Here is a 25,100-nt window from a genome sequence, read left to right on the forward strand (position 1 = left end):
GTCCGCGCGCACCGCCATGGTCAGGCGAAGCTCCGGATGGTTTCGATCGCGCCGTCGAGTTCCTTGCCGTGCTCATCGGTCAGTGCGGCGTTGCGCAGGCGGCTGGCCCAGTCGGCCGCGTCGGGGCGGCCGCGCACCAGCTCCATCGCCGCGAGCACCCGGTCGAACTTCGACAGGCCGCGCGCGTGGGTGTCGGAATAGCCCTTGATCAGGCGGCGGGCGTTCAGCGCCTCCACCGCCATGTCGTAGTCACTGGCCAGCCAGCCCTCGACCGTGTCCAGCCAGCGCGCCAGGTGCGCCACCTCGTCCGCGTGGCGCAAGGTGCGGCGGCGATACCGGCGCAGCCCGCCCAGCCAGTAGAGCATCAGGAACGAGCGTAGCCCGTTGGAGCGCAGCCGCCGCCCGCGCCCGAACCAGCGGTCCAGCCGTCGCATCCATTTTTCACTGGCGCGCAGACGCCCGCCAAGGCGCGCGGGGAACAGGCTGACCACCTCTTCGGCGCGGGGGTGGAAGTATTCCGTCAGTTGCAACAGCTTGTCCTCACCCATGCCCATTTCGTCATGGATGCGCTGGAAACGGTGCGCCCGCGTCTTCGCGTCGGCGACGCGGATGATGTCGTCATAGGTCATGGCGTTGGCGATGTGCTTGGCCGCCGCGCGCCCCAGCCGCCAGTCCTGCGCGCCGTCGTCACGCGCCACCAGCCGCTCGACCCGGTCGAGGTACTCGGCCCCGTAGTCCGTATCCATGAAATCCACGACCTTGCGCAGCCCCGGGTCGGCAAGTTCGGCCACCTCGGGCGGCAAGGCGGCAACGCGACCTTCGAGCGCGCTCCACGCCGCCAGCTGCTTCGCGGGGCCCGTCGTGGCCTCGTCGCGCGGCTTGGCGCTGTCTTTCGGGGCTGTCGGCAGCGCACCGCCCTGGGCAACGTCATAGGCGGCGGCGAAGGCGCGCAGCGATGCATCCACCCCCTTGCCCGCGGCGCGGATGGCGTCTTCGTAGGCGTCCCGAGGGAACGGCAGCGCGCCAGAGCCGGCGAGCGCGCCGAACAGGCTGGCCGAGATGACCGAGCCTGAGCGGACGGCCACATCCTCGAAATCGGCCATGATCACCTGGCGCGCGGCCAGCTCGGCAGCGGCGCGTACTTCTTCGGAATTGGCGATACCGTCGCCTGGAATGGTCTTTTCGCTGACCGCCAGCGCGCGGTGTGTCGAGGCGATCAGGACCGTGCGGTCAGGGGTGACGAAGCCGCGCATGATGGCGCGCCCGGCCTCCATCATCTCGGCGGCGACCATCACGTCCACGTCGCCCGGCGCGGGGGCCAGCGACAGGACCGGGGGGCGGTCGGTGACGGGGCACATCTCGATATAGTAGATCGTGGCCCCGGTGCGCTGCGCCACACCGGCGACCGAGGTCGCCTGCGCCACGTAGCCCTGGCTGCGCGCGACCGCCTCGATCCAGCTGGTCAGCACGCCGCCGCCCTGGCCGCCGACCGCCAGGATCGCCACCTTCAGCACACCATCCACGTCTGCGCCGGGGGTTGCGGGAAAGTTCTGGGCGATGGTCATGCGGTGTCTCCGAATTGCAGCCGGCGGGCGTCGCGCCGGGTCATCAGCCAGCCAATGATGGCCTTCGCCCAAGCGGCGCGGCGCTTTTCCCAGCGGCCGGGATTGTGCACCACCTCGGCGCGGTAGAAGCTGGGGCACAGGACGGCGGCGTCGGCCACCTCGCCGCAGTTGCCGCAGCCGACACAGGTCTGGTCGATCGCGGCGACGGGATCGTCGCGCAGCGGATCGTCCAGCCGCTTCAGCGACAGGGACGGGCAGCCCGACAGGCGGATACAGGCGTGATCGCCGGTGCAGACCTCCTCGTCCACGCCGAAGCGCGGCACCTCCACCCGGCGGCCCGCCTTGATGGCCTTGGCGCGCTGGGGCTTCTCGCGGCGCTGACGGTTCAGCATGCACTCCGAGGAGGCGACGATCACTTTCGGCCCCGGCTCATCCGTGGTCAGCGCCTCGTGCAGGGTGTCGCGCATCTTGCCCACGTCATAGGTGTGATCGATCTGGCGGACCCATTTCACCCCTGCCCCTTTCAGCGCGTCGGTGATCGGGTTCTGGGTGGACTTCGTCGCGTTTTCCGCGCGCGAGGACGGAATGTCCTGCCCGCCGGTGGCCGCCGAGTAGTAGTTGTCCACGATCAGCGCGACGCTGTCGGACTTGTTGAACACCATGTTCCCGATGGAGGAGGACAAGCCGTTGTGCCAGAATCCCCCGTCCCCGAGGACCGAGATCGCGCGCCGCTCGCCCCCGCCGTCGAAGGCGGCGTTGGAGGCGGGACCAAGCCCGTAGCCCATGGTCGAGCCACCGATTTCGAACGGCGGCATGGCGGCGAACAGGTGGCAGCCGATATCGGCGGTGATCTGCAGCTTGCCAGTCTGTTCCTGCACCATCTTCATCGCGGCGAAAATCGGACGTTCCGGGCAGCCGGTGCAGAACCCCGGCGGGCGGATCGGCACGGTGCTGGTCAGGTCGGGGATTTCCGGCTCCACCCGGTTGGGGGCTAGGTGACGCCCCTCAAGCATGTCCGGCGCGGATTTGCGCAGGAAGGCGGTAACGCCGTCGAGCATGATCTGCCCGGTGTAGTCCCCGGCCATCGGCAGCATGTCCTTGCCATGCAGGGCGACCTGCGCCCCGGCCCGGTAGAGGTAGGAACCGAGTTGCTGTTCGATGAACTCCGGCTGGCCTTCCTCCACCACCAGGACGGCGTCCTTGCCGGCGCAGAAGTCCAGGCATTCGGACGCCACCAGCGGATAGGTGACGTTCAGCACGTAGACCGGCACCTGGCTGTCGCCGTGCAGGTTGGCCAGGCCAAGGCGTTGCAAGGCGCGGATCACGCCGTTGTACATGCCGCCCTGGCAAACGATGCCGACCGGGGCTTCGCGGGGGCCGAACTGCTCGTTCAAGCCACGCTCGACGATGAATTTCTCGGCGGCGGGCCAGCGTTTTTCCACCTTGTCCTGTTCGTGGCGGAAGGACATGGGCGGCAGCACGACCCGGTTGAAGTCGCTGACCGGGTTGGACAGGGCGTCGCGCACCGTCAGTTCCGGGCGGCGGTTGTCGCGCGTCTCGAACGAGCCGGTGACATGGCAGCCCCGGATGCGCACCATCATCATGACCGGGGTGTTGGACGCCTCGGACAACTCGAATCCGTCGCCGACCGCCTTGACGATGGAGGGCAGGTTGGGCCGTGGATCCAACAGCCAGAACTGCGATTTCATCGCGAAGGCGTGGGTGCGCTCCTGCATGATGGAGGAGCCTTCGCCGTAATCCTCGCCCACGATGACCAGCGCGCCGCCCGTGACGCCCGAACTGGACAGGTTCGCCAGCGCGTCCGATGCGACGTTCACCCCGACCGAGCCCTTGAAGGTCACCGCGCCCCGGATCGGGTAATGCACGCTGGCGGCCAGCATGGCGGCGGCGGCAGCCTCGTTCGCGTTCGCCTCGAAGCGCACGCCGAGTTCGCCCAGCAGTTCCTCGGCGTCGGCCAGCACATCCATCAAGTGGCTGATCGGCGCGCCCTGGTAGCCGCCGACATAGCCGACGCCGTTTTCCAGCAGTGCCTTGGTGATCGCGAGGATGCCTTCGCCGGTGAACGTATCACCGGTCCCCTTGCGCAGGTGTTCCACCTCGGCCTTGAAAGAGCGTTCCGCCATTGCTTTTCCTCCCTGTCAGCCCAGCGCGAAGCCGCCATCGACCACCAGCGACTGGCCGGTGACGAAGTCGGATGCAGAAGACGCCAGCCAGACCAGCAGGCCGGACACGTCCCCCACCTGGCCGGAGCGTTTCACGAATTGCCGCGCGCGCACCCGCGCCACGGCGTCGTCGGTTTGCCCGATGTTGCCATCCCCGGTGACGATCTGCCCGGGCAGCAGCGCGTTCACGGTGACGCCGGTATCGCTCAGCTCGCGGGCCATGGCGCGGGTCATGCCGTCGATCGCCGACTTGCTGGCGACGTAGTGCAGGTACAGCGGGTGCCCCATCAGGATAGTGGAGGAGGACAGGTTCACGATCCGCCCCCAACCCTGGTCGATCATCCCCGGCACCACCGCGCGGGACACGCGGAACGTGCCGCCGATGTTGATGTCGAGGACGTTGTCGAACTCGTCCACCGGTACTTCCCAGAACGGCCTGCGCTCCAGGTCGGCCATGCGCGCGGCGTTGTTCACAAGGATATCGATGCGCCCGAACTCGGCCAGCACCGCATCGCGCATCGCCTCGACCGAGGCCTGCTCGGCAATGTCGGTCGCCACGGCGATTGCGCGCGCGCCTTCGTTGCGCAGCGCGCGGGCCGTTTCCTCGGCCTTCGCGGCGTTGCGCTCGGCGATGACGACGGCGGCGCCTTCCGCGGCCAGCACTTCGGCGAAGTGGCGGCCGATCCCCTGGCCGGAGCCGGTGATCACGGCCACCCGGCCCTTGATGTCGTCCGCATGGATGGGATTGGTCATTCTGGCCTCCTCAGCGCATCATCTGGGGCACGACCAGTGCGATCCAGGGAAACAGGATGATCAGCGCAAGGCGCAGGATGTCGATGGCGATGAAAGGCAGCACCCCGCGAAAGATCTGCGGGATGGAGATCGACGGGATCACCGCGTTGATGACGAAGACGTTGATCCCGTAGGGCGGCGTCAGCATCCCCATCTCACAGGCGATCACCAGCAGCACGCCGAACCAGATCGGGTCGAAGCCAAGGCCCACGATCACCGGGAACACCACCGGCACCGTGATCAGGATCATCGCGATGGCGTCCAGGAACCAGCCGAGCACGAAGTACATCAGCATCAGCATCAGCAGGATGGCATAGGGCGGCATGTCCAGCCCGCCCAGCCAGCCGACCAGCGATTGCGGTGCCTGGGTGATGGTCAGGAAGGTGGAAAACAGCATCGCGCCGATCAGCATGGTGAACAGCGCGCCGGTGGTGCGCACCGCCTCGGCGAAACTGTCCATCACGCCGCGGAAGTTCAGCCGGCGTTGCAGCACGGCGGTGAACAACGTCGCCGCCGCGCCCACGCCGGCCGCCTCGACCACGGTGAACAGCCCGCCATAGATGCCCCCGATCACCACCGTGAAGATGATCATCGCCGACCACAGCCCGCTGAGCGAGGCGATCCGCTCGGCCCAGCTGCTGGGTGAGCCCATCGGAACAGCCTCGGGGTGGCGCCAGGCGATCAGGCGGATCACCAGCATGTAAAGCGCGGTGGCCAGGATGCCGGGCAGGAAACCGGCCATGAACAGCATACCGATATCGGTTTCCGAGATGATGCCGTAGATCATCAGCGGCACCGAGGGCGGAATCAGAATGCCCAGCGTGCCACCCGCCGCCACGGCCCCCGCCGCAAGGCGCGGCTGGTAGCCCGACTTGATCATCTCGGGAATGGCGATCTTGGCCATGGTCGCGGCCGTCGCGACGGATGAGCCGCAGACCGCGGAAAACCCCGCGCAGGACCCGATGGTCGCCAGCCCCAGCCCGCCCCGGACCGAGGAGAACCAGGTACGGAAGGCCGCGAACAGTTCGGCCGAGATACCGGAGTTCCGCGCCAGGATGCCCATGACGATGAACAGCGGCACCACCGCGAAATTGATGTCCGAGGCCGTGCGCAGCGGCGTCAGCGTCAGCAGGCTGAGCGCGGGCTTCAGCCCGACCAGCACCGCGTAGCCCCCGACCCCGACGATGCCCAGCGCGACGCCTACCGGCACGCGGATCGCGATCAGCGCGAAAACGGCAAGAAATCCCGTGATGGCGGCTTCATAGCCCATTGTCGTCGGACTCCTGCTTGTTAGTGGTATCTTCGGAGCGCGCGCGCTCGATCGCGTCATCCGCTTCGCTGCGCGGCGCGCTCTTGCCCGTCAGGCCGAGCACGTTGGTGATGCAGACCGCCGCCGCGGCGACCAGTCCGACGTAGGCCATCAGGTAGAACGGCCAGAGCACGATCCCGAGGTCATAGGTCTTTTCGCCGCTGTCCCTGAGGTCGAGGATGCGGTGTGCGGTCATCCAGGCCATCAGGCCCAGCGCGCCCATCAGGATCACGTCGCTGATCCAAAGAACGGCGGCGCGGATGCGGCGGGGCAGAACGGAGGTCAGCAGGTCCAGCTTGATATGCTCGCGGTAGAGGCAAGCGGACGCCAGCCCCCAGAACGCGACCACTGCCAGCAACATCCGCGATACCGCGTCGACATCCGGCAGTGGCCAGTTGAACAGGTAGCGGGTTATCGTGGTCGTGGCCATCAGGAGCACGATGGCCATCAGCGCGAGTGCGCCGGCCTGCTCCATCAACCTGATCAGTTTCTGCATGGCTTCGTCCTCCCCCGCCACTATGCGCTCAGTTCGCCGTCACTCCAGAAGGGCGCCGGCAGCGGACAGGGTCTCGCGCAGGGACGCCTCGATCGGGGCGGGGTCGATGCCCTTGTCGGACAGTTCCTGGCGCCAGGCCTCGCGGACAGGCTCGGCCCCGGCGATCCATTCGGCCAGCGCCTCGGGGCCGACCTCGACCACCTCGTGATCCTCAAGGGCGCGCAGGCGCTCCATCGCCGCCAGCTCGTACTCCTGGGGCGAGGCGAAGTGCGCCAGCGCGCCCTCCTTGCCGCAGTTGTTGTCGATCGCGGCGCGGGCGTCGTCGGGCAGCCCCTCGTAGCGGTCCTTGTTCATGACCAGCGCGAAGGACACGGCGGAAAACGGTACATCGGTGTGATAGGTCACCGCGTCCATGACGCCGAACTGGAACTGCGCATCCACCGTGCCGGTGGTGCCGTCAATCAGGCCACGGCTCAGCATTTCGCGCGCTTCGGGGTTCGCGCCGGGCACGGCGCTGCCGCCGGCTTGGCGGATGAAGGACGCTTCCATCGCCGAGGACGGGCGGATCTTCATCCCCGACAGGTCCGAAGGTGTCGCCACCGGCTTGTCGGTGGTGTGGAAGGTGATCGGCGCCAGCATATGCGCCAGGCAGAAGTGCACGTCGCCCATTTCCTGCTCGGACAGCGGGCCGTACCAGTCGTTCAGCGCGCCGATTCCGGTCATCCCGTCGGCAACGGTCAGGGGCACCTGGATGCCGGCGAAGATCGAAAAGCGGCCCGGATTGAAGCCGGGGTTCAGCCAGGCGATGTCCACCACGCCGTCACGGGCCATGTCGTAGTGATCCTCGGCCTTGCCAAGCTGGGCGGAAGGGAAGATCTGGAACTGGATCGCGCCGCCCGACTGCTCGGTGATGGCGTTGGTCCAGGACACCAGGCCTTCGGACGCGATCGGGTGCGTCGCCGGAATCCAGTGCGAGATCCTGAGCGTGATGTCCTGCGCCATCGCGCCTGACATCGTCAGGGCCATTGCGGTGGTGAGTGCCAGTGTTTGTTTTTTCATTGGTAGCCTCCCTTGGTTTACAGGTCGATGCGCATCAGGTCATGCGCGAGATAAAGCGGTCCGGAATAGGTCTTGCGAATGTCGTCGGCGACTTCGTCCAGCAGGTGCGGCCCGCACAGGTCCACCGGCATATGCGCCCCGGCGGCCTGCTTCATGGCCGGGCTGACGGTGTCGAAATGGCCGAAATGGGTGGCAACCAGGGCTTTCGCGCCGCACTCGGCCGCCACCTCGCCCACCTGTGTCGGGGTCGTGTGGTTGAACGTGCCCACGCCGGTGCTGGCGCGGTAGTCGATGAAGCTTTGCGGGAAGGTGCATTCATGGATCAGCAGATCCGCGTCCTTGCCCAGCACCGCGATATTCGGGCAGGGCGCGGTGTCCGACGTGATGGCGACGACCTTGCCCTCCGCCTCGATCCTGAAGCCATAGCATTCGCAGATTTCCTCGGGGATGTGATTGACGGGGAAGGCGGTGACCTTCAACTCACCGTCGTCGTACCAGACGCCCGCACCCTTTTCGGAAACCTTGGGCCGCACCGCCTCGATGTTCTTCTGGCGCATCGGGTAGGCGCCGCGGGCGCGGATATCCACGTCATACGCACCGCCTTCGAAGCTGTGCTTGACGAAATCCGCGGTGCCCTTGGGGCCATAAACCTCGGGCGCGTCGGGGCGGCTGAAGATCCACCCCATCAGGATGTGATACGGCAGCCCGATGATGTGATCCAGGTGCAGGTGGGTCAGGAACACGGTCCCCACCTCTGCCGGGTTGACGTTGGCGCGCATCATCTGCCGGGTCGCCCCTTCGCCGCAGTCGAACAGGTATTTCCTGCCGCTGTCGAGGGTGATCAGAACCGCCGATTGCGCCCTGTCAGGATCGGCCAGCGCCGCGGAGGATCCCAGAAATGTCACACGCATGAAGTATCTCCCTTGGTAGACGGCCCAATGGGGGCCGCCGGATGTGCGCGGACCGGATCGTTCATGACGCCACGGCCCTTTCGATGAGTTCGAGTGTCAGCCCGTCGGCATCCTGGAGGTAGACGACGCGCCGCCCTTTGTTGGGCCCGGCGGGAATGTCAACAACCTCGCCCAGCGGGCAGAGGCCGTAGTGCGCCGCGCGCTCAAGGGCCACGTCGATGTCGTCAAGGTCCAGCGCCAGGTGCACCGCACCGGGTTGGTTCGGCCTTGGCGGGCCGGCGTTTTCGGGCTGCTGAAAGCTGAGCAGTTCGATCAGAAGGCCGGGCGTTCGCAGGAAAGCGATCTCCACCTCGGCGCCGCTGACGCCGGTCAGGCGCTGCGCCATGCCGGCGGGCCGCGGGCCGCGCTCGACAAGGGTGAACCCGAAGCAATCGCGCAGCATCTCGATGCTGCGGTCGAGCTTTCGCACGGTAAAGCCGATATGGTTCGGAGTTACCGTCACCGTTCACCCTGGCGCATGTTTCAGCCCTTTCTCGTTGCGGGAAATCCCCTGCCCGCCGCGGGAAGCGGACTGGCAGCGACGGGATTCGCAAGGTCATCAAGCCTCAATCCGCTGTACATTTCAAGTTTAAATTATTTGAGCTTGAAATGTTTTTCTGTCAGGTCATAGTCAAGGAACGAACGAGTCGGAAATTGGGAGGTGCGCATGAAGATTCTTTGCCTTGGGGGTGGCCCCGCCGGCCTGTATTTCGCGATTTCAATGAAGCTGCGCGACCCCGCGCACGAGATCACCGTGCTGGAGCGCAACCGCGCCAACGACACCTTCGGCTGGGGCGTGGTGCTGTCGGATGACGCGCTGGACCGCATGCAGCGCAACGACCCGGTGTCCACCGACGCGATCCGCGACAGCTTCATCTACTGGGACGACATCGCGGTGGTGCGCGACGGGCATCGCGACGTTTCGGGCGGCCACGGGTTCGCCGGGATCGGGCGCAAGAAGATGCTGATCCTGCTCCAGGAACGCGCCCGCGAACTGGGCATAGAGATGCGCTTCGAAACCGAGTTCGCCGACGCCGAAACCTATCGCAACGATTACGACCTGGTCGTCGCCTCGGACGGGCTGAACAGCCGGGTGCGCACCGAATACGCCGATGTCTTCAAGCCCGATATCGACACCCGCCTGTGCAAGTTCATCTGGCTGGGCACGAAGCAGAAATTCAACGACGCCTTTACCTTTATCTTCGAAAAGACCGAGCATGGCTGGCTGTGGGCGCATGTCTACCAGTTCGACGACGAGACGGCGACCTTCATCGTGGAATGCAGCCAGCAAACCTGGGACGATTTCGGCTTCGAGCACATGAGCAAGGAAGAGATCGTCGAGAGCTGCCGCGACGCCTTCTCCGATCACCTTGGCGGGCACGAGCTGATGTCCAACGCGGCGCATCTGCGCGGCTCGGCCGTGTGGATGAACTTCCCCCGCGTGATCTGTGACCAGTGGTACAACGGCAATGTCGTGCTGATGGGCGACGCGGCGGCGACGGGGCACTTCTCCATCGGGTCGGGCACGCGCCTGGCCTTTGACAGCGCCATCGCCCTGGCCAACTACCTGCATTCCGAACCGACGCAGGAACGCGCCTTCGAACGCTACCAGGAGGAACGCCGCCTGGAAGTGCTGCGCCTGCAATCAGCGGCGCGCAACAGCCTGGAATGGTTCGAGGACGTGGAGCGGTACTTCGATCTGCACCCGATCCAGTTCACCTATTCCCTGCTGACCCGTAGTCAGCGGATCAGCCACGAAAACCTGCGCCTGCGCGACCCCGACTGGGTGGCCCGCGCCGAGGACTGGTTCCAGGAACAGGCCGGCGGCCAACCGGGCCGCGCGCCGATGTTCGCGCCGTTCCGTCTGGGCGACATGGCGCTGAAGAACCGGATCGTCGTCTCGCCCATGGCGCAGTACAAGGCGGTGGACGGCACCCCCACCAACTGGCACCTGGTTCATTACGGCGAACGCGCCAAGGGCGGCGCGGGCCTTGTCTACACCGAAATGACCTGTATTTCGCCCGAAGGGCGCATCACGCCGGGGTGCCCCGGCCTTTACTCCCCCGCCCATGAAACCGCCTGGCGCGAAGTGGTTGATTTCGTCCATGACGAAACCGACGCGAAGATCTGCTGCCAGATCGGCCATTCCGGGCGAAAGGGCTCCACCCGTATCGGCTGGGAGGGCATGGACAAACCGCTGGAGGACGGCAACTGGCCGATCCTGTCCGCCTCGGCCATTCCCTGGGCCGATGGCAATGCCGTCCCCGAGGAAATGACCCGCGCGCAGATGGACGAGGTACGCCGCCAGTTCGTCGCTGCAACGGAAATGGCCGCTCGTGCGGGGTTTGACATGGTCGAGTTGCACGCAGCCCATGGCTACCTTGTGTCCAGCTTCATCTCTCCGGTGTCGAACCAGCGGGGGGATGATTTCGGCGGATCGCTGGACAACCGGATGCGCTGGCCGCTCGAGGTGTTCCGCGCGATGCGCGCGGCATGGCCCGAGGGCAAGCCGATGTCCGTACGGATCAGCGCCAACGACTGGGTCGGCGACGATGGCGTCACCCCCGAGGAAGCGGTGCAGATCGCCGCGATGTTCCGCGAAGCGGGAGCCGATATCATCGACGTGTCCGCCGGGCAGACCACGGTGGCCGGGAAACCGGTCTACGGCCGGATGTTCCAGACGCCGTTTTCCGACCGGATCCGCAACGAGGCGGGGATCGCTACGATGGCGGTGGGCAACATCTACGAACCCGATCACGTCAACTCGATCCTGATGGCCGGCCGCGCCGACCTGGTTTGCCTCGCCCGCCCACACCTGGCCGATCCCTACTGGACGCTCCACGCCGCGGTGGCTCTTGGCGACACGGCGACCGAATGGCCCCTGCCCTACCTGGCGGGCCGCGACCAGGCCCGCCGCCTGGCCGAGCGCCAGGCCGAGGAGATCCGCGCATGACCCGCGCCACCCTGACCTGCATCGCGGGAAGCCCGCCATGAGCCGCGTCCTGATCACCGGCGGCGGCAGCGGCACCGGGGCCGACATGTCGCGCGCCTTCGCCGCCAACGGCCACGAGGTCGTCATCACGGGCCGCACCCGGGACAAGCTGGACCAGATCGCCGGGCCGGGCGTCCGCGCCCTGGCCTGCGATATCTCCGATCCCGAACAGGTTCGCGCGGCTTTCGAGACCGCCGGCCCCTGCCGCATCGTCATCGCCAACGCTGGCGTGGCCGATGCCGCGCCCTTCGGCAAGGTGACGCCCGAGCATTGGCAGGCGATGATCGCGACCAACCTGACCGGCACTTTCCTGACCTTCCAGCAGGCGCTGGAGCAGATGACGGACGGCGGGCGGCTGATCGCCGTCTCCTCCATAGCGGGGATCCGCGGCGCGGCCTATGCCGCCCCCTATGCCGCCAGCAAACACGGGGTGATGGGGCTTGTCCGCTCGCTCGCGCTGGAAGTCGCGCGCAAGGGCATCACCGTCAACGCGATCTGCCCCGGCTTCCTCGACACCGAGATGACCGCCCGAAGCGTGGCGAACATCATGGAACAGACCGGACGCTCCGAAGAGGATGCGATCGCGTCGCTGACGGCAAAGAAGCCGCAGCGCCGCCTGGTCACGCCGGCCGAAGTCACCGCCACCGCGCTGTGGCTCGCCTCGGACGGGGCGGCCAGTGTCAACGGGCAGGCAATCCTGCTGGATGGAGGGGAAAGCGCATGAGCGATCTGAGCAAACGCCGTCTCAAGACGTGGATTCGGCTGCTGGGCGTGACCCGCGCCGCTGAAAACCGGCTGCGCGATTACCTGCGTGTCGAGCACAACACCACCCTGCCGCGCTTTGACGTGATGGCCGCGCTCTGGCGGCGGCGCGACGGGGTGACGATGTCGGAACTGTCGCGGATGCTGCTGGTGTCCAACGGGAACGCGACGGCCGTGATGGACCGGCTGGAGAAGGACGGGTTCGCCAAGCGCGAGGCCGAGGACGGCGACCGCCGCCGCATCCGCGTGCGCCTGACCCCCAAGGGGCTGAAAGCCTTTGAATCCATGGCCGCCGGCCACGAGGCCGAGGTCGACGCGATCCTGTCCAACCTCGACAAGGACGATCTTGAGACGATGCGCGAGATCCTGTCGCGCGCAAGGAGAACCGAATGAAACCGATCCAGATGGCCGAACTGAACCCCGAGCACTTCCTCTGGGAGGTCAAGGATCGCATCGCCGTGGTCCGCCTGAATCGCCCCGAGCGCAAGAACCCGCTGACCTTTGAAAGCTACGCCGAACTGGGCCGCGCCTTCCGCGACCTGGCCCATGCGGACGATGTGGATGCCGTGGTGCTGGCCAGTAATGGCGGCAACTTCTGCTCGGGCGGCGATGTGCATGAGATCATCGGCCCGCTGGTGGGCATGGACATGCCGGAGCTGCTGGCCTTCACCCGGATGACCGGCGAACTGGTCAGCGCGATGCTTCACTGCAACAAGCCGATCATTGCCGCGGTCGAGGGGATCTGCGTCGGCGCGGGCGCGATCATGGCCATGGCCAGCGACATCCGCCTTGCCAGCCCCTCGGCCAAGGCGGCGTTCCTGTTCACCCGCGTCGGCCTTGCGGGCTGCGACATGGGCGCCTGCGCGATCCTGCCCCGGATCATTGGCCAGGGCCGCGCGGCGGAACTGCTGTACTCCGGCCGTATGCTGCGGGCCGAGGAAGGCGCGCAGTGGGGCTTCTGGAACAGCCTGCATGACGATGCCGAAACCGCCGCGATGGACCTGGCGCGCCAGATCGCCGCCGGCCCGACCTGGGCCCATGGCATCACCAAGACGCAGCTGTACCAGGAATGGAACATGGGGCTGGACCAGGCCATCGAGTCCGAGGCGCAGGCCCAGGCGATCTGCATGAAGACGCGCGATTTCGAGCGCGCCTACCACGCCTTCGTCAAGAAGCAGACGCCGGTGTTCGAGGGCAACTGACCCGCCCGGCCCCAAGCATCGAAAGGCAGACACGATGGACCGCAGCTTTCTGGATTGGCCCTTCTTCGAACAGCGCCACCGCGACCTTGCGGATGCGCTCGAGGCATGGATGCAGACCGACGCGCCCCGGATCGACCATCATGACGTGGATGCGGCCTGCCGCACCCTGGTGGCGAAGCTTGGCGCGGCAGGCTGGCTGCGCCATTCGGGCGGCGAAAGCCTCGACATCCGCAGCCTGTGCCTGATCCGCGAAACGCTGGCCCGCCACGACGGGCTGGCGGATTTTGCCTTTGCGATGCAGGGGCTGGGCATGGGTGCCGTGACCCTGTTCGGTACGCCCGAGCAGCGCGCCTGGCTTGAGCGGACCCGCGAGGGCACCGCGATTTCTGCCTTTGCACTGACCGAACCGGGCTCCGGCTCGGACGTGGCGCGCAGCACCACCACCGCGCGGCGCACGGATGACGGCTGGGTGCTGGACGGCGAGAAAACATATATCTCCAACGGCGGCATCGCCGACGTCTACGTCGTCTTCGCGCGCACCGGCGAAGCGCCGGGCGCGAAGGGGCTGTCCGCCTTCCTGATGCCCGCCGACACGCCCGGGCTCGAAGTTGTCGAGCGGATCGAGGTGATCGCCCCGCATCCGCTGGCGCACCTGCGCCTTGACGGCGTGGAACTGTCCGACGATGCGCTGATCGGCGACGCCGGGGCGGGGTTCAAGGTCGCGATGACCGTGCTGGATCATTTCCGCCCCACGGTCGGCGCTGCGGCGCTGGGGTTTGCGCGCCGCGCGCTGGACGAGGCGATGGCGCGGGTGAGCGAACGCCAGCTTTTCGGCGCGCCGATGGCCGAGCTACAGATGGTGCAGGGCCATATCGCCGACATGGCGCTGGACGTGGACGCCGCGGCACTGCTGATCTACCGCGCGGCCTGGGCCAAGGACCGGGGCGCGACCCGCATCACGCGCGAAGCGGCGATGGCCAAGCTTTACGCGACCGAGGCGGCGCAAAAGGTCATCGACCAGGCGGTGCAACTGTTCGGCGGCGATGGCGTGCGCACCGGGACCCCGGTGGAAAGCCTATACCGCGAAATTCGCGCGCTGCGCATCTACGAAGGGGCCAGCGACGTGCAGAAGCTGGTGATCGCCCGTGCCGCGCTGTCCGACTTCGAGGCGGGCGCGCGATGAGCTACAGCCGCATCATCCCCGTCGAATTCTGCCACTGCGACCCCGCGGGCATCGTCTTCTACCCCCGCTTCGCGGAAATGGTGAATTCCATGGTCGAGAACTTCTTCGCGCAAGAGGTCGGCTATCCCTTCGCCCGCATCGTGGCAGAGGGAAACGGCATACCAAGCGTGCGTTTCGAGATCGACTTTCACAAACCGGCCCGCCTTGGCGACCGTCTGACCTGGACGCTGAGCGTCGAACACGTCGGCGCCAGCAGTGCGCGGTTCCGCGTCGTGGCGGAGGACCGCCTGGAAGCCCGCAGCACCGTGGTCTGGATCGATCGCAGCTTCAAACCGGCCCGCTGGCCCGACCAAATACGATCCATTCTGGAGGCACATCATGCATGAACAACTGAACCCCGCGACCTGGAAACAGGCGCAAGGCTATTCCAACGGCATCCTGGCGCGGGGGCAGATGATATTTACCGGCGGGCTGGTCGGCTGGGACGAGAACCACGCGTTCCAGACCGACGATTTCGCCGGGCAGGTCCGCCAGGTGCTGAAGAACATCGTCGCGGTCCTGGCCGAGGGCGGCGCGGGGCCCGAACACCTGGTCCGGCTGACCTGGTACGTCACCGACAAGCAGGAATACCTGGCCGCGCTGCGCGATGTCGGCGCCGCCTACCGCGATGAGATCGGGCGCCATTTCCCGGCCATGGCGCTGGTCCAGGTGGCCGGCCTGGTCGAGGACCGCGCCAAAGTCGAGATCGAGGCGACGGCGGTAATCCCCGACTGATGCCCCAAGACCCGCAGCGATGCGCCAAGGGGCGGCGATGCCGCCCCGTCGCTGCCCGTCCCCGCCGGCGCCAAGAACAAAAGTCAGACCAACACAGGGAAAGGAAATACCGAATGAGACATTTCGCAAAACTGCTGGGCACGCTGGCCATCGGTTTCACCGCCGCGACGGCGCAGGCCCAGGACTTCTACAAGATGGGCACGCTTGCGCCCGGGGGCACGATCTACACCATCACCGCCGGCTTCGCGCAGGCCGTCACCCGCCACGTCGATGGCGCGGAAGTGCAGGTGAACGCATCGGGCTCTGCCGCGCAGCACATGCTGGCAGCGGCGCGGGGCGACCTGGACTTCTTCATGTCCTCGACGCTGCTTTACCACCACATGGCCAACGGCAGCGCGATGTACGCCAAGATCGACAACGCGCCCGAGCTGGCGCAGAACCTGCGCGGGATCTTCAACTTCCCCGTCGGTGCCTGGCACGCGCTCGTCTATGCCGACTCCGGGATCGAGAGTTTTGACGACATCGAAGGCAAGACCGTCTTCCTCGGCCCGCCCTCCGGCGGCTCGACGGCGTTCACGAAAGCGGTTGTCGAAGGCGCGACCGGCTTCGTCGCGGAAGAGGATTTCGACGTCGCGAAGATGGGCTTCCAGGCTGCCCAGCAGGGCTTTCAGGACCGGCGCATCGATGTGCTGATCTTCCCCTCGCTGGTGCCGGGGGCCTATGTCCAGCAGCTTGCGCTGACCAACGACCTGCGGCTTCTGTCCCTGCGGGACGAGGACTACGAAAAGCCCGGAGTCGCCGCCGTGATGTCCCAGGCCGGACGCTCGCGCGAGGTGATACCCGAGGGGGCCTACGGTGAGGGGCTGCAAAGCGGCGGCGACGTGCAGACCGTGGGCGCCTGAATCGGCGTCGGCGTGCGCGCCGCACTGGACGAGGAACTGGTCTACCAGGCAACCAAGGCGTTCTGGGAGCATATCGACGAGTTGCACGCCCAGGGCCCGGCCTTCGGCTCGATCACGCCCGAGTCGGGGTTGAGAGAGATCAACATGCCGCTGCATCCCGGCGCGCTGCGCTACTACGAAGAAATCGGCCTCGACATTCCGGACGCTGCCCGCGGGTAAGCCCGCCGGTTAGTCCCGGCGGCCGGGTGGGAGGCCCTGTGCCCTCACCCGGCTTTCGAAGCACCATTGCCGGTCAACCCGCCGCCCCTTGTGCCGAGGCGGCGTCTGGCTGTACCGGCCATCTGCGCCAGCAACCGGTCGCCGCCGCCGCTAGGCGGGGCGGCCCGCCCGGAAAACCAGACGGATAGCCACATGAACGACGCGCCGAACACCAGCATCAACCGCTCCCGCCACCTTGCGGCGATGGCCCTGGGACTTGGGCTCACGGGCACGACCCTGTGGACCACCCTGTTCGGCGGCTTGAGCGAGTTCCTGCTGCGCGGGGTCGTCCTTTGGGCGGCGGGGATCGCCGTGCTGTTGTTGCAACCGACGCGAACCGGGCCACGGTGGGCGGGCGCGGCGCTGGACCTGGTGATCGGGGCCGCGTTCTCAGCCGCGATCTTCTGGTTCCTGCGCCTCAGCGAGGAACTCTGGTCCGGACTCTACATCCTGTCGGGCACGGACCAGCTGCTGGCTCTCACTGGGTTGCTCTCGCTGCTGGAACTGACGCGCCGGGCCATCGGCACACCGTTGGCGATCCTCGCCGGGCTTTGCGTGGTCTACGCGCTGTTCGGGGACAGCCTGCCGTGGATCTTCCGCCATGCGGGATACAGCCTGTCGTCGGTGTCGCAGACGGTCTGGTACAGCCTTGACGGGGTCTTCGGCATTGCCGCGGCGGTGATGGTCAGCCTTGTCTTCGTCTATATCGTGTTCGGCAGCGTCCTGGAATGCACCGGCGCGGGCGAGGTGATGTTGCGCGTCGCCACCCGCTCGACGGAAGGGTTCCGCGGCGGCGCGGGCCACGGCGCAGTGGCCGCCAGTGCCCTGTTCGGCACGATCTCGGGCAGCGTGACGGCCAACGTGGTGGGCACCGGAGTTTTCACCATGGGCCTGATGAAGCGCCAGGGCTTCCGCCCCGCCTTTGCCGGGGGCGTGGAAGCCTCGGCCTCGGCCGCCGGGCAGTTCCTGCCGCCAGTGATGGGGGCCGCCGCCTTCCTGATGTCGGAGCTTGTCGGGGTCAGCTACCTGACGATCTGCCTTGCCGCGCTGCTGCCCGCGCTGTTCTTTTTCGCCAGCCTGTTCCTCGGCGTGCGGCTGGAGGCGGTAAAACAGGGCATGGCGCCCGTTCCCCGCAGCCAGCGACAGCCGCTGAGCGGCCATGACATGCGCCAGTCCCTGCTGTTCATCGTGCCGATCGGGACGATCCTCGCCGTGCTGATCAGCGGCCGCTCCCCTGCCCTCGCCGGGGTGGCGGCCATCGGCGCAGCGGTGGTGCTCGGGCTGCTGCTGAGCCCCGAGCTGCGCCGCAACCCCCAGCGCCTGCTGGCGGGGCTGGCGAATGGCGGGCTTGCGGGCGCGCGCATCATGGTGGCGGTCGGCGCGATCGGCATCCTGATCGGGGTGCTGAACTTGACCGGCCTCGGCACGCGCATCGCCGAGACCATCCTGTCCTTCGGCGGTGACAGCCTGCTGCCCTCGCTAATCCTGACCATGATCGCCAGTATCGTGCTGGGCATGGGACTGCCGACGCTTCCCGCCTACCTGCTGATCGTCATCTTGGTCGGCCCCGCGCTGGAACGGCTCGGGGTGCCGCTGCTGGCGGCGCATCTGTTCGTTATGTATTTCGCCGTCTTCTCGGCACTGACGCCCCCCGTGGCACTGGCCGCATTTGCCGCCGCGCCGATCGTGGGCGCACCGCCCACGCGGATCGGCCTTGCGGCCATGCGCCTTTCAGCGGCGGGTTTCATCATTCCCTTCGCCTTCGTCTACGACCCCGCGCTGCTGATCGTGTTCGCCCAGGGCCCATTGGACACCCTGCTCGCGGGCCTGGGGCTCGCCGCGGCGATATGGCTGATCGCCACCGCGCTTGCCGGCATCGACGCCCGCCCCCTCCCACCCGCCGCAAGGGGCCTTCGGCTTGTTGCCGCCATGGCGCTGCTGCTGGATATCCAGGGCGCCCTGCTCCTCGGGGTCGCACTTGGGATTGCCTGCCTTGCGCATGATCGCAGGCGCAAGGTCGTTCAAGGGTGAGGGTTGTCCAGCCGTCCGGAGCCGGTCTGTCATTGAACATTGCACCAAAGCGTCTCGTCAGAAATCCTCCGTTGCTGCGGGGGACGTGAACGGCCCATGAGGAAACCGACAGCTCGGTTTGACCCGCTGCCATGCTCTCCCCGGACGACTGCACTGGATTCACGGCGCCCTGGAACAGGAGAATACCTTAACTGGTGACCCTCAGCGGTGCTGACCCATGTCTAGCCCCATGCTTCTGGGCTACTGATCGTGGGTTTCCGGCCAGGAGACAGAGTGATGGCTCTGGTTGCCGGAGGCGCTTATGCGCAGACCGCGGTGGTCGATGAGAAAAACGCTATGCCAGTTCCTGTGGGCATCAAGATGGTTAAGGCCGCCGCCTTCCCGGAAACCTATTTCACCGTTTGGAGCAACGTCTTCGAAAGGGCCGGCCTGAAGTCCGGCGAAACCCTCCTGATACATGGCGGAACTTCGGGCATTGGAACGACGGCCTTGCAACTGGCCAAGTGTTTCGGTGCGCGTGTCATCACGACCGTCGGATCACCGGAAAAAGCCCGCGCTGCAATCGACCTTGGGGCGGATCAGGTGGTCGAATACAGGACCGGGGATTTCGTCGCCGCGACCCGGGAAATGACAACCGGACAAGGCGCTGACGTGATCCTCGATATGGTCGGCGCTAGCTACATCCAACGGAATTTCGAGGCGGCAGCCGTAGACGGACGCATCGCTCAGATTGCCTTCATGACCGGTTCGAAAGGCGAATTCGACCTGCGCCCCCTCCTGGTCAAACGCTTGGCCATGATCGGCTCCACCCTCAGGGCCCGCCCCGTTTCCATGAAAGCCGACCTTGCCAGCGCGCTTGAAAAGCACGTATTGCCCCTGCTCGCTGCCCGCAAGGCAGTCCCGGTGATCGACTCCGCCTTCCCACTATCGGAGGTGCGGGAAGCACATGCACGCATGGACGCGGGGGAGCATGTCGGAAAGATCGTCCTGACGATGCCGGACTAACACTTTGCGGGATCGCGTATCCGGTGGAGGGGTTAATCTTCGCCAGGCCCGATCTGAGCATCGCCTGAAGGCCTGCCGAGCAAATGCGGAAAGGTCTCGCGGATCGGACGGCAGTTTTCTGGACCTGCCGTCCGCTTGAAGCAGGGGGCATTTCACCAAACCTGCGCCCTGTTGAATTGTGGCGGACAGGATCAACAGGGCAAAGCCCCCTGCCCGCCCCCCAGGCAAGGCTCAGCCCGGAAAGGCCCCGATCACATCCTTCGCCTTTACCAGGCTGCGCCCCTCACAGATCACCGTGCCGTCGGGCGTGCGACAGCTGGCCCAAAGATCAACGAGGTGTTTTTTCGGCCGCAGCCGGGTGATTTCCACCTTCGCTTCCAAGGCGGTATCGAGTGGCGCTGCCGCCTTGAACGCCAGGTCCTGCTTCAGGTAATTGGTGCCCGCACCGGGCAACTCCACCCCCAGCAGGTAGGAGAACAGGGCCGCGATCAGCGGTTCGGGCACGGTTTCGGAACTGGCCCCGCTCAACGCGGCATGGGCCGCCAGGTCATCACGGGTGTAGCTGCGCACGATCCGCGCCGATTGTCCGACGCTCAGCATGCGATCACCGCCTCTCCGAGCAGGCATTCCGTCCCGTCCGCGGCGCGCGTGACACGCATGCCCAGGCGTCCCGGCGCCGCTTCCGAGATCTCCAGGACCAGCTCCTCACCGGCGAATGCGGGGTTCGGGAACATCAGGTTCTGGCTGACCTGGGTCATGTCCGCGTCATGGCGCTTCAGCATGCCCCACAGTTTTGCGTAGAGTAGCATGCCGTGGCTGACGGTTCGCCCGAAGGTGGTTTCGGCGCAGAAGGCGGGGTCCACGTGGATCGCGTTGTCATCACCGGAGACGGCGGCGAATGCGTCGAACTCTGCCTGCGTCGGGGTCCATCGCTCTTGCAGGTCAATCATCCTCGATCCCTTCATGCAGCTTCGGTTTGCAGATCTTGCCCGCAGCGGTGCGCGGAAAGTCGGTCACGATGTGGACATGGGCAGGCACCTTGTAGGCGGCCAGCCGCTCGCGGCACCAGGGGCGCAGGGTTTCGGGATTAAGCGCCTGGTCCGGGCGCAGCATGACAAAGGCTGCGCCGACCTCGCCCCATTTCTTGTCCGGCACGCCGACGACGGCGGCTTCCAGGATGGCCGGGTGGGCGTTCAGGACACGCTCGACCTCGGCCGGATAGACGTTTTCACCGCCGGAGATGAACATGTCCTTGATGCGGTCCACGATGAAGTAATAGCCGTCGCCGTCGCGCCGCGCGACATCGCCGGTCTTCAGCCAGCCATCCGAGGTGAAGGTCTTCTTCGTCGCATCCGGACTGCCGAAATAGCCCGGCGTGACGCCAGGTCCGCGCAGTTGCAACTCTCCCGTCCCGTCCACTCCGTCTGCAACACCGGCGAGGCGCACCTCGACCAGGCTTTGCGGCTTTCCGACGGAGCCGATCTTTTCCCCCGCACGCGCGGGGTCCATCAGGAAGACGGTGGGGCCGGTTTCGGTCATGCCCATGCCGTTCAGAACCTGCGCGCCCTTTTCCGCGAAGAAGCGGATCAGCGGTTCGGAAAGCGGCGCGCCGCCACAGCCGCAGCGGATCGCGGCCCAGTCCGGCTTAGCGATATCCGCCATCAGCGACAGTTCCTGGTAGACGGCCGGAACGGCGAAGAACTGGTTGATCTGCCCCGAAGACAGCAGGCGCAGCACCACCTCCGCCTCGAATTTCGGCAGAATGGTCGAGCGCCCGCCCGTCAGGAAGATCGGCAGCGTGTAAAGATTGATCCCTGCGGTGTGGAACAACGGCAGGTAGCAGACCGCGCGATCGGTGGAGGCGATGTCGATCGCCTGCCCGATGTTCACCGTATTGGCCCAGGCCATGCGCGCCGTCTGGATCACCGACTTGGGAAGCCCCGTGGTTCCTGAGGTGAACAGCAGGTACCAGGGCCGCCCGGCGGGGACCGGCGCGCTGAGGGCGGGGCCGCCGTCCGCGATCCAGGCGGCGAGATCGTCCTCGATGGTCAGCACCGGCACCTCGAGGGCCGCGGCGGTTTGCCGGGCCGCATCCGCAAAAGCCGCATCCGTCAGCATGAGGGATATGCCAACCGGATCAAGGGTTTCCACCAGCTCCCTCACAGGTTGCCGCCAGTTCAGCGGGCACAGGATGACGCCGGTTTTCTGGGCTGCGAACAGCGTGACGAAGAACTCCGCCCGGTTCTGGCAGAGGATGGCGACGCGGTCCCCTTCCCCGAGGTCCCGCGCCCGGAACGCGGCCGCGACGGCATTCGCCGCGGCGTTGATCCGCTTAAAGCTCCAGTCCTGGCCGGTCAGGGTATCGTCAAAGGCAAGGGCATCGGGGGACAGTTCCGCCCGCTTCGACGCCATGTCAGGGATCAGGTCAAACATCGCCGTCATCCGCCTGGTTGAAGAAATTGTTTCATGCGCGACAGGGTTTCGGGCCGTCCGATCAGGTCGAGGAAGGCCGCCGTCTCGGCGTCGAGCCCGGCGCGGACCTCGGCCCGCCGGGGGCCGTTCCAGATTATCGCCTTTGTCACAAGGGCTGTGCCCGTCTCGACCGCGCCCAGCAGGGCGAGGGCCTTGGCCTCCGGCGCTGCGTCAATCGCCTGAACGAGGCCGAGGCGCAGCAACTCGTCCGCCCCGTGCCGGTGGTTCGCCATCAGCCAGCCCTGTGCCTGCGCGGCCCCGATACGAGCGGGCAGCACAGCGGCCCAGCCGCCATCGGGCGCGAAGCCCATCGCCCCGTAGTAGGGTTGGACAAAGCTCCCCGGCGCCGCCACGGCAAGGTCGGCGGCGAACACCATCCCCGCCGATCCCCCCGTCGCGGCCCCGCGCAGGGCCGTGGCGAAGACGACCGGCATGTCGATCATCCGCGCGACCAAGTCCTGGAGGGCGGGAACCACCTGCTTCGCGTAGTCTTCCGCGCGGCCTTCCAATGCCGCCGCGAGGAAGCGCCCCACGTCGCCGCCGGTCGAAAAATTCCGCCCGCCGCAGATCAGCGCCTTTTGCGCCCCGGACTGCGGGAGTGCGTCGAACGCCCGGTGCAGGTCGGCAAGCAGGTCCGGCTCAAGCGCATTGGCGCGCGGGGCGGAAAGGGTGATGCGAAAACACGCCTCGCCCCCCGGCAAGGCGACGCTATCCCAGGAAACCAGGCCTGTCATGGCGCGAGCCCCTTGCAGATGAACTTGTGCGCTTCGGCGACGACGCGTTCGATATCCGCCTCCTCCTCCCACAGGACGAAGCGTTCGCCCAGGGTCTTGGCTATCCCCATCAGCGCCCAGGCGCGGACCTCGGCGTCGCCGGGCGAAATCTCGCCCCGCTTTTCCGCGCGATCCAGCTGGTCCGCATAGGCCTTGCCGAACGCGATGTAATAGTCGCGGTAGGCCTCGGGATCGACGAAACGGGCTTCCTCGACGATGCGGTATTGCATCGGGCGGTCGCGCACGACGGTCAGGTAGGCTTCCAGCCCGACGCGCTCAGCCTCCAGCCGGTTGGCCGCGCCCGCGATCCGTTCGGCGGCCTGTGAGCGGGTGGCATGGCCCATGTCCTGCACCAGCTCGCGGAACACCTCATCCTTGCCGGAGAAATAGATGTAGAACGTGCCAAGCGCCGTGTCCGCCAGGCGGGTGATTTCCGCGATGGAGGCGGCGTTAAAGCCCTTTTCGCCGATCACCTGCTCGGCAGCGGCAAGGATCTTGGCGCGGCGCTGCATGCCGCGCTTGGTCTTGGGCCGGGCGTTCGTCTGCTTGGTCATGGGCGACCGCCTTGGTCCATGAGCGGCGTTGCCGCAACATCCTGCGCGACGAAGCGGCGGAAGGCGTCGCAGAAGGCGTCGGGCTCTTCCAGGTGGGGCGAATGCCCGGACTGTTCGAAACACGCGACGCGCGCCTGCGCCGTCTGGGATGCGACCCACCCCGCAACATCCTGACTATAGAGCCGACTCCGCGCCCCCGTGCAAACAAGGTACGGGATGTCTATCGCGGCAATCGTGGCGCGTTCGTCCATCGCCGTCAGGTCATCCCACAGCGGGCGAAGGTGCGCGGGGTCCTGCGCCAGCAGCAGGTTCTCGATCGCCTCGCGGCTCACCACGGGGTCGCTGGCGCGGGCGTACATGTTGTGGGCGATCCCGCCGGCCATGACCGGCCACTTCGGCACGATCTTGTCCGAGGTCGCAAGGATGGCCGCCGCACTCTGGCCGCTCATGCCCAGGTCCCACTCCGCGTCGGGCAGCATCTTCGGGCTCATGTCGATGGTGACCAGCCCGCGCAGGCACGACGTCCCGTGGCGCGAGATGTAGCGCCAGGCGACCGCGGCCCCCATGGACCAACCGACGAGGATGGGCCGGTCCAGCCGCTCGATCCAACGGCGCGCAACCGCGGCGCAATTGTCGAGGCTTGGCTCCTCGCCCGCCCGACTGCCATGGCCCGGCAGATCGGGCGCGTGACACTCGAACGCGGGGCCGAGGCGGCGGGCCGCATCGTCGAACAGCGACCCGTTCATGGCCCAGCCGTGAAGGAAGAGAACTGGAACCGTCACGATGCGCGACGCTCACGCAGGCGGCCAACGATGCCGGTGGGAAAGAAGTAGACGCTGAGGATGAACAGGATGCCCAGCCACATCAGCCAGCGATCCGGGTTCAGCAGGTCGGGGACCAGCGGCAACGAAGCCGTCGCCTCGGACGCACCGCCCATCAGGTTCTGCAGGTAGGTCTGCGCCAGGATGAACAGCGTCGCACCGATCACCGCGCCATACATCGTGCCCATGCCGCCGATCACGACCATCAACAGGATGTCGAGCATGATCTCGAAGCTCAGCGTGGTATCGGGCCCGACGTAGCGCAGCCAGATCGCGAACAGGCTGCCGGCCAGCGCCGCAACCGCGGCCGACAGGCAGGTGGCGGTGGTGCGGTACCAGATCACGCGGTAGCCGATGGCCTCGGCGCGGAAGTCGTTTTCCCGGATCGCCTGAAGCACCCTGCCGAAGGGCGAGTTCACGATGCGCAGCAACAGCAGGAACAGGACCAGCGATGCACCGAACACGAGGTAGTAGTTCAGGACCTTGCCGGTGATCCGCGTGCCCATGAACTCCCCGACGCGGTTGGCCGAGGTCAGGACGCGCGGGATCTTGTAGGTCAGGCCATCCTCACCCCCCGTCAGGCTGGAGAATTGGGACACCAGCACCGCTACCGCGGACGCCACCGCCAGGGTGATCATGGCGAAGAAGATCGCCCGCACACGAAGGCTGAACAGGCCGATCAGCAGCGCCAGGACAACCGCAGCCAGCGCCCCGCTCAACGAGCCGACCAGCAACGCGTCGAAGCCCCGGCCAAGATGGGTGGACGCCAGTGCGACACCATAGGCGCCAAGGCCGAAGAACATCGTGTGCGCGAAGCTGACGATCCCGCCATAGCCCAGAAGCAAGTCATAGCTCGCCGCCAGCAGGATGAAGATGCAGATCCGGGCCGCGGTATCCAAGGGGCGCACCCCGTCGAAGATGAACGGCGCACCGGCCAGGCAGACCAGGATCACCAGCAGCAGCCCTGTCAGGATGGCAGAGCGCGGCTGATCCCCGGAAAGAAGTTTGATGATCATC

At 66.6% G+C, this 25,100-nt stretch carries 24 protein-coding genes and 1 pseudogene; 10 read left to right on the forward strand and 15 right to left on the reverse strand.

The annotated features are described in order from the left end of the window. Window positions 1–20 precede the first annotated feature (20 nt). From DJ029_RS16890 to DJ029_RS16925, 8 genes are all read right to left on the reverse strand, one after another. Entirely contained in the window at window positions 21–1,565 is a 1,545-nt protein-coding gene (locus DJ029_RS16890; RefSeq protein ID WP_112323679.1) for an indolepyruvate oxidoreductase subunit beta family protein, read from the reverse strand. Continuing rightward, window positions 1,562–3,709 (reverse strand): thiamine pyrophosphate-dependent enzyme, encoded by a 2,148-nt coding sequence (locus DJ029_RS16895; protein ID WP_112323680.1) that lies wholly within the window; start codon window positions 3,707–3,709, stop codon window positions 1,562–1,564. Before DJ029_RS16895 ends, DJ029_RS16890 begins: the two co-directional genes overlap by 4 nt. Before the next feature lie 15 nt (window positions 3,710–3,724). Beyond that, window positions 3,725–4,501, reverse strand: a complete 777-nt coding sequence (locus DJ029_RS16900; protein ID WP_112323681.1) for an SDR family NAD(P)-dependent oxidoreductase — start codon at window positions 4,499–4,501, stop codon at window positions 3,725–3,727. Window positions 4,502–4,511: 10 nt separating this feature from the next. Beyond that, window positions 4,512–5,810 carry a TRAP transporter large permease gene (locus DJ029_RS16905; RefSeq protein WP_112323682.1) on the reverse strand — a complete coding sequence of 433 codons (1,299 nt, stop codon included), beginning with the start codon at window positions 5,808–5,810 and terminating at the stop codon, window positions 4,512–4,514. Next, complete coding sequence (locus DJ029_RS16910; RefSeq protein WP_157966412.1) at window positions 5,800–6,345, reverse strand: TRAP transporter small permease; 546 nt, start codon at window positions 6,343–6,345, stop codon at window positions 5,800–5,802. The genes DJ029_RS16905 and DJ029_RS16910 overlap by 11 nt, the downstream gene beginning before the upstream one ends. A gap of 39 nt (window positions 6,346–6,384) precedes the next feature. After that, complete coding sequence (locus DJ029_RS16915) at window positions 6,385–7,404, reverse strand: TRAP transporter substrate-binding protein (protein WP_112323684.1); 1,020 nt, start codon at window positions 7,402–7,404, stop codon at window positions 6,385–6,387. Window positions 7,405–7,421: 17 nt separating this feature from the next. Continuing rightward, on the reverse strand, window positions 7,422–8,315 hold the full coding sequence (locus DJ029_RS16920) for an MBL fold metallo-hydrolase (protein WP_112323685.1): 894 nt from the start codon (window positions 8,313–8,315) through the stop codon (window positions 7,422–7,424). Between the two features lie 61 nt (window positions 8,316–8,376). Then, window positions 8,377–8,817, reverse strand: coding sequence for a VOC family protein (locus DJ029_RS16925; RefSeq protein ID WP_112323686.1), 441 nt, complete (start codon window positions 8,815–8,817; stop codon window positions 8,377–8,379). 204 nt (window positions 8,818–9,021) lie between these two features. Between DJ029_RS16925 and DJ029_RS16930 the strand changes: the two genes are divergently transcribed. The 10 genes and pseudogenes from DJ029_RS16930 to DJ029_RS16980 all read left to right on the forward strand — a co-directional run bounded on the left by DJ029_RS16930 (window position 9,022) and on the right by DJ029_RS16980 (window position 19,463). Further along, entirely contained in the window at window positions 9,022–11,307 is a 2,286-nt protein-coding gene (locus DJ029_RS16930) for a bifunctional salicylyl-CoA 5-hydroxylase/oxidoreductase (protein ID WP_112323687.1), read from the forward strand. A gap of 37 nt (window positions 11,308–11,344) precedes the next feature. Continuing rightward, complete coding sequence (locus tag DJ029_RS16935) at window positions 11,345–12,070, forward strand: SDR family NAD(P)-dependent oxidoreductase (RefSeq protein WP_112323688.1); 726 nt, start codon at window positions 11,345–11,347, stop codon at window positions 12,068–12,070. After that, window positions 12,067–12,501 (forward strand): MarR family winged helix-turn-helix transcriptional regulator, encoded by a 435-nt coding sequence (locus tag DJ029_RS16940; protein ID WP_112323689.1) that lies wholly within the window; start codon window positions 12,067–12,069, stop codon window positions 12,499–12,501. Before DJ029_RS16935 ends, DJ029_RS16940 begins: the two co-directional genes overlap by 4 nt. Next, a complete protein-coding gene (locus DJ029_RS16945; RefSeq protein ID WP_112323690.1) occupies window positions 12,498–13,310 on the forward strand; it encodes an enoyl-CoA hydratase family protein in 813 nt (270 codons plus the stop codon). The genes DJ029_RS16940 and DJ029_RS16945 overlap by 4 nt, the downstream gene beginning before the upstream one ends. Window positions 13,311–13,344: 34 nt before the next feature. Further along, the gene (locus tag DJ029_RS16950; RefSeq protein WP_112323691.1) at window positions 13,345–14,493 is read left to right on the forward strand and encodes an acyl-CoA dehydrogenase family protein; all 1,149 of its coding nucleotides are present in this window, start codon (window positions 13,345–13,347) and stop codon (window positions 14,491–14,493) included. Continuing rightward, window positions 14,490–14,879, forward strand: coding sequence for an acyl-CoA thioesterase (locus DJ029_RS16955; protein WP_112323692.1), 390 nt, complete (start codon window positions 14,490–14,492; stop codon window positions 14,877–14,879). The genes DJ029_RS16950 and DJ029_RS16955 overlap by 4 nt, the downstream gene beginning before the upstream one ends. Then, window positions 14,872–15,267 carry a RidA family protein gene (locus tag DJ029_RS16960; RefSeq protein WP_112323693.1) on the forward strand — a complete coding sequence of 132 codons (396 nt, stop codon included), beginning with the start codon at window positions 14,872–14,874 and terminating at the stop codon, window positions 15,265–15,267. Before DJ029_RS16955 ends, DJ029_RS16960 begins: the two co-directional genes overlap by 8 nt. A 113-nt stretch (window positions 15,268–15,380) precedes the next feature. Beyond that, window positions 15,381–16,388: pseudogene (locus DJ029_RS16965) on the forward strand (TAXI family TRAP transporter solute-binding subunit). 192 nt (window positions 16,389–16,580) lie between these two features. Further along, window positions 16,581–18,458: a TRAP transporter permease gene (locus DJ029_RS16975; protein ID WP_112323696.1), complete on the forward strand. Its 1,878-nt coding sequence runs from the start codon at window positions 16,581–16,583 to the stop codon at window positions 18,456–18,458. A gap of 249 nt (window positions 18,459–18,707) precedes the next feature. Then, on the forward strand, window positions 18,708–19,463 hold the full coding sequence (locus DJ029_RS16980) for an NAD(P)H-quinone oxidoreductase (RefSeq protein WP_258165096.1): 756 nt from the start codon (window positions 18,708–18,710) through the stop codon (window positions 19,461–19,463). Window positions 19,464–19,694: 231 nt separating this feature from the next. On the opposite strand, the gene DJ029_RS16985 is transcribed toward DJ029_RS16980, so the two are convergent. Genes DJ029_RS16985 through DJ029_RS17015 form a run of 7 tightly spaced genes read right to left on the reverse strand, consistent with a single transcriptional unit; the run spans window position 19,695 to window position 25,099 of the window. Continuing rightward, window positions 19,695–20,063 (reverse strand): hotdog family protein, encoded by a 369-nt coding sequence (locus tag DJ029_RS16985; protein WP_112323698.1) that lies wholly within the window; start codon window positions 20,061–20,063, stop codon window positions 19,695–19,697. Next, window positions 20,057–20,413 carry a MaoC family dehydratase gene (locus DJ029_RS16990; protein WP_112323699.1) on the reverse strand — a complete coding sequence of 119 codons (357 nt, stop codon included), beginning with the start codon at window positions 20,411–20,413 and terminating at the stop codon, window positions 20,057–20,059. The genes DJ029_RS16985 and DJ029_RS16990 overlap by 7 nt, the downstream gene beginning before the upstream one ends. Then, entirely contained in the window at window positions 20,406–21,896 is a 1,491-nt protein-coding gene (locus tag DJ029_RS16995) for an AMP-binding protein (protein ID WP_112323757.1), read from the reverse strand. The genes DJ029_RS16990 and DJ029_RS16995 overlap by 8 nt, the downstream gene beginning before the upstream one ends. Before the next feature lie 5 nt (window positions 21,897–21,901). After that, on the reverse strand, window positions 21,902–22,669 hold the full coding sequence (locus tag DJ029_RS17000; protein ID WP_112323700.1) for an enoyl-CoA hydratase/isomerase family protein: 768 nt from the start codon (window positions 22,667–22,669) through the stop codon (window positions 21,902–21,904). Beyond that, window positions 22,666–23,262, reverse strand: a complete 597-nt coding sequence (locus DJ029_RS17005; protein WP_112323701.1) for a TetR/AcrR family transcriptional regulator — start codon at window positions 23,260–23,262, stop codon at window positions 22,666–22,668. The genes DJ029_RS17000 and DJ029_RS17005 overlap by 4 nt, the downstream gene beginning before the upstream one ends. After that, a complete protein-coding gene (locus tag DJ029_RS17010; RefSeq protein ID WP_258165097.1) occupies window positions 23,259–24,044 on the reverse strand; it encodes an alpha/beta fold hydrolase in 786 nt (261 codons plus the stop codon). The genes DJ029_RS17005 and DJ029_RS17010 overlap by 4 nt, the downstream gene beginning before the upstream one ends. Continuing rightward, window positions 24,041–25,099, reverse strand: coding sequence for a branched-chain amino acid ABC transporter permease (locus DJ029_RS17015; protein ID WP_112323703.1), 1,059 nt, complete (start codon window positions 25,097–25,099; stop codon window positions 24,041–24,043). The genes DJ029_RS17010 and DJ029_RS17015 overlap by 4 nt, the downstream gene beginning before the upstream one ends. Between the last annotated feature and the right edge of the window lies 1 nt (window position 25,100).

The organism is Oceanibium sediminis (genome assembly GCF_003265325.1).
GTDB classification, from domain to species: Bacteria; Pseudomonadota; Alphaproteobacteria; order Rhodobacterales; family Rhodobacteraceae; genus Halovulum; species Halovulum sediminis.